The sequence below is a fragment of the Pelatocladus sp. genome (assembly GCF_059505505.1).
Map to the genome: position 1 here is coordinate 1 of NZ_JCACKS010000143.1, position 5,093 is coordinate 5,093.

Here is a 5,093-nt window from a genome sequence, read left to right on the forward strand (position 1 = left end):
CACCCTAAGAGCTAGTCACATAAAGGCTTTGATAGTTGTCGGAGATGTCTAATGGGTTTACCAAGATGAATGCTCAGGAGGTAATTAGGAAGACAACACTGGGATGTTCCATTTGCAGGTTGAGAATGTTTTTCAACGCGCAAAATGTCTGAAATAACATTTTGACTTGATAAAATTGGCGATCGCGGTACAATTTGGATGAGACTGCTAGAATCTTGGCTCATGTTGCTGCTTCTGGTGGTTTTGTCAATTTATGCCAAGCTGTTGGAGAAAATTGATGTTCAATTCTAGTTTCTCTCCTAACCATAGAGCATGGTCTGTATGATCTTTGAGATCATCCCCCGTTTCAGGATGGACAAGAATATCCAATCCTTCACGATTGAGCATTAACCAAGGAACAACTTTGCTAAACTGATCAGCAGAGAATGCAACCTGATACATCGATTTTGGATGTGGGCCAATAGGCTGATCGTGCCAACATCCAAGCAGCACATCAAAATTACTTAACTCTTCGCGTACACGTGCAGCTGCTTCACGAGTTGCGGTATTGAAGTAAACATGAGCGTGAAAACTAGTAATTTTCAAATTATCTTGTTGATTTTCTTGCATCACTTTTAGTCCACTTTTCTAATTTACAGACATTCTTTCTGGCGATCGCTCTGTTGGAGAAAAATTTGCGATTTACTAATATTTATAATACCGAGGTTTTATTTTCCGTTGTTTGGATAAATGGTTCAAACTCTCTTTGCGGAGTCCATTGGATTGCTCCATCTTTTCCTGTAAAATATAGTTTGGTTTGACCTTGGCTAATTTCTGACACAGCTTTTTGATCAATAGTTGCGCTAGTGGCAATTACTACTTGTGGTTGCAATATTGTAACTAGTTCTTTTAAAGATTCGCCAGAACACCACAAAACTTGTGGACGAGTTATTCCTCCTGTTTGCACGAATTGACGTATTTCTGTAGATTTGAAATCACCTACAATTAACCACGATTTCCCTTGTATTTGCATCTGTAAAATCGGTGATTCCTGATTAACTAATTGAGTAACAATGACATCAGTAGTAACTGTTTGACCTACAGGTAAAGCTTGGTAAACTGCTTTTTGCTTTTGTAGTTCTTGTTTAATTACCTGACTAATGAGAAGATTTCCTGACGTGGGAGCATAATCATAGAAAATTTTGATCGGTAGATCTTGCATCACTTCTAACCAACTATTCCTATTCCCGTTATGTTGAAAATCTGATGCGATCGCCCAATCTATTTTATTTACTCCCTGTTGTTGCAAAAACGGTAATATGGTAAATCTTCCCGTTCCTTCATCGCCACTATTGATCAGTGTCACTTTACCTTGGTTCTGCACTACAATCACGGGTTGATCATCAGCAGCTAAAACTGTAATCCTAAATAATGTATTAGTAGAATACCAAACCGGAATCAATACCAAACCAAAAGTAATAAAAAAGGCAAACCACCACCGTTTCTGCCACCAATTTGTTAACCAAACTAATATTATTAGTCCATAAATAGCAAATAGTTGCCAAAGACCAATTTTGCCGACAGCATAAGAATTTCCTGGAAGATGGCTAAAAAACTCTACTAACTTGATTAACCAATCAGTAGGGTAACTTAATACTCCAGCTAAAGCACCACCAGCATCGGGAACAATTAACGCAACAACTGCACTAATAATTCCACCTATACTAATAACTGAAATTAAAGGTGTACTAATAATATTGAGTAAAAGACTATAAGTTGGCACAACTCCAAATACAAACAATTGGAGTGGTAAAGTCCAAATTATTGCAGCCAGAGGAACAGCAATTAAAGAAGCGATCGCAGGTGGTAGCCATTCCAAATGTTGAGTCAACGGTGGAACTGTAACTATTAATCCCAGTGTGGCTAAAAAACTCAACTGAAATCCTAAATCCCAAATCCACAAAGGATTAAATAATAATAATATAGTTGCCGCGACTAGTAATGATCCTAATTGTTTGACTTTGCGCTTTAACCCCAAACCAATTAAAGCAGCAAATCCCATAATTACAGCTCTTAATACCGCAGGTTGGAAGCCTGTTAAACAAAGAAAAATAAGTAAAGCTAAACTACCAACGGTAATTGGCGTTGATTTCTTAAAGCCTTTTGTCAACCCTAGTATTACACCCAAAATCAACGAAGTTTGAAATCCAGATGCTGCTAAAGCATGGGCTAAACCAGCTTGGACAAAAATATCACGAATATCATAAGGTAAATCAACAGCTTTGCTACCCAACACCATTGCACTCACAAGTGGCCCTGCTGGAATACCTAATAATTTAACCTGCGATCGCACAATCCGTTCTCTAATTTGCCACCATCCCCATGGAGGCTGTTCTTCATTCAACACATTTACTAATCGTCCCACCAAACCAGCAAATGCGCCTTCCTGTTGCAGATATTTCTGAAAATTAAAAGCGCCAGGATTGGATGGTGGTTTTGGTTTATATAAAATCCCAGTAATAGCTACTTCCTGACCAGGGTACAATCCAGTAGCCTGAAGTATAGGCACTGTGACATACAACTTACCCGTTACACCTTTACCTAAACCTACTGGACCCTTATCATTTTTAACTTCATCTAGCTTAGTTGCTTCTAACCAGAATTGTCCCCTTTGGCTACGAGTTAGCCGTGGTGTACTTATTACCTCGCCCCGCACAATCAAAAGTTGTTCTTGATTACTGTTTTCTGGCAGGACAAATTTACTAATGTCGTTTACCCCTACTTGGGGAACACGCAATGGAAAATATAAAGTTGCTATTAATCCTACTATTCCGGCAATTAACCATACTCGCAAGTGGGGAATATTAGATAACTGTGGTGCTGTCTTAGTTTTTGCCAAAACTTTTTGTAAGGTTAAGCGTCGTCTTTGCAAAAAAACTGCAATTACCACACTAAGAAGCAGTATCCAAACTCCACCCCAAGGAATTGCTGTAAACAACAACCCAAGAATATAGCTAAGACAAATAATTACACCACTGGTCTGAATCATGAGACTGTTTGTAAAAAAAATTAGCGCCTCACGCCTTAAATTATACTAAGTATAAATGTAAAAAAGTCCACTCATGTGGACTTGTAATACTTGATTGCGATCGCCCTTGCTTGATTCTACTTAACATCTGAGCAATTTCGTTTGCTTTTCACATCACCCGAAGTTCTCGCGATATATCCATCAAGACTAAAAGCAATATACAACCGTATTTTTCGTATGAATTTTAGAAAGACATACCCAAATTTAATCCCAGCACAGCGTGAACAAGCATCAGACAAAGTGCAGTACTACCCAAATATGCATGAAGTGCGCGTAAACTAGGTTTATTACCACCAAATTTACTTAAAGAAATGACACCGTTGATCCCCAGTAATAACAGCAAAATTGAGCCAGTCCAAAAGTGAGGACTTTCAAAAATTGGGTGGTGCTGCATTACTAGAGATAACACTCCACCCGTGTAACCCAACACCATAAATAAAAACATCCACGGTGCAAGTTTGCGATGATCACTGCGACTTTTCAACGTAACTTCTTTATCTTCAGCAAGTCGCCCTCGCCAACCAGTAAAGCCAACAAAACTACCCATAACAAAGATGACAATTCCCATCATCACCGGATGTCCCCAATGTACAATCGGTTCGGGAACTCCTAAAGAACGGAACCAAGCTGCTATGGATTCTAAAATCTCAGTCAAATTTACCATTTATATTTCACAGTTTTCTCAGCATTTATACTAGGTTATATGTTCCTAGATTAACTAAACTAGTTAATCAAACATTGTTTTTGTTGTAAACTTTTGAGAAAATCTAGCTTTGCTGTAAATTTATCAGCAAAATAATCAGCAATCTCTCGAGAAGTTAATGGTATCACTTGTGTTGCATTTCTGATGGGCTGTAAAGCTGCTCCCAAAGTACAATATGAATTGCTAGCTTTTCTATAAACATACCTAGCATTTGTTCCAGGTATCCGAAAGTACTTACCTATTTGTAGTTCTTCAAAAGTCGTCATAACCCTCTACTTTTTCAACAATGGAAAACCTAACTTTTCTCGCTGTTCCACATAGAGTTGTGCCACCTTACGTGCCAAATGTCGAATTCTGCCAATGTAGCGAGTCCGTTCCGTAACTGAAATTACACCTCTTGCATCCAATAGATTAAATGTGTGTGAACACTTCATCACATAATCCAAGCTGGGTAAAACCAATCCTTTCTCTGTTAACTGCTTTGCTTCTTGCTCATACATATTAAATAGAGTCAGCAGCATTTCTGGATTAGAGGCTTCAAAGTTATAAACGCACTGTTCTATCTCCCCTTGGAGGTGCACATCACCATAAGTAATATCGTCTGTCCAGTGGATTTTAACCATAGCCTCTACTCCTTGGAGGTACATCGCTAAACGTTCCAATCCATAAGTAATCTCAATAGAGACTGGACGACAATCGATTCCTCCACATTGCTGAAAATAAGTAAATTGAGTAATTTCCATCCCATCTAACCATACTTCCCAACCAGTACCCCAAGCTCCTACGGTCGCATCCTCCCAATTATCTTCCACAAACCGAATATCATGCTCTTCTGGGCGGATACCCAAAGCCCTTAAAGAATCTAGATAAATTTCTTGAATGTTATCAGGGGAAGGTTTGATCAGCACTTGGTACTGATAATAGTGTTGAAATCGATTTGGATTTTCGCCATATCGACCATCAGTAGGACGACGACAAGGCTCAACGTAAGCTACAGCCCAAGGTTCTGGTCCTAACGCTCTTAAAAATGTATGAGGGTTTTTGGTTCCTGCGCCCTTCTCCATATCATATGGTTGAGCGATCAAACATCCGCGTTGACCGCCACCTCTTTCTAAAATAGACTCGCTCCAAAACTTATGCAAAACCTGTATTACAGACTGAAAATTCACAGCAATCCTTCCGTAAAGTCAACATAGTCTAAACCATTGTTGCTTAAAGTCGTTATTGCGAGCAGCTTTTAGCTCTTAAAAACATCAAGAAAAAAAATAAAAAAAAAAGTAGTTGACAAAGAAGAGGAAGGTAGATACTATAGGAAAGTGCCAA

Annotated in this window: 6 protein-coding genes; all 6 read right to left on the bottom strand. The window is 38.8% G+C overall.

Features of this window, described 5'->3' with window-relative positions; translation table 11 throughout:
• Positions 1-11 precede the first annotated feature (11 nt).
• Positions 12-224, bottom strand: coding sequence for a hypothetical protein (locus AC5JMK_RS12225; protein ID WP_495910195.1), 213 nt, complete (start codon positions 222-224; stop codon positions 12-14).
• 22 nt (positions 225-246) lie between these two features.
• Positions 247-609: a DOPA 4,5-dioxygenase family protein gene (locus tag AC5JMK_RS12230; protein ID WP_096677577.1), complete on the bottom strand. Its 363-nt coding sequence runs from the start codon at positions 607-609 to the stop codon at positions 247-249.
• A gap of 82 nt (positions 610-691) precedes the next feature.
• The gene (locus AC5JMK_RS12235; protein WP_096677576.1) at positions 692-3,028 is read right to left on the bottom strand and encodes a ComEC/Rec2 family competence protein; all 2,337 of its coding nucleotides are present in this window, start codon (positions 3,026-3,028) and stop codon (positions 692-694) included.
• Between the two features lie 223 nt (positions 3,029-3,251).
• Complete coding sequence (locus AC5JMK_RS12240; protein WP_096677575.1) at positions 3,252-3,731, bottom strand: DUF4079 domain-containing protein; 480 nt, start codon at positions 3,729-3,731, stop codon at positions 3,252-3,254.
• A gap of 59 nt (positions 3,732-3,790) precedes the next feature.
• Positions 3,791-4,036 carry a hypothetical protein gene (locus AC5JMK_RS12245; RefSeq protein WP_096677574.1) on the bottom strand — a complete coding sequence of 82 codons (246 nt, stop codon included), beginning with the start codon at positions 4,034-4,036 and terminating at the stop codon, positions 3,791-3,793.
• A gap of 6 nt (positions 4,037-4,042) precedes the next feature.
• Positions 4,043-4,939: a glycine--tRNA ligase subunit alpha gene (gene glyQ / locus AC5JMK_RS12250; protein ID WP_096677573.1), complete on the bottom strand. Its 897-nt coding sequence runs from the start codon at positions 4,937-4,939 to the stop codon at positions 4,043-4,045.
• Between the last annotated feature and the right edge of the window lie 154 nt (positions 4,940-5,093).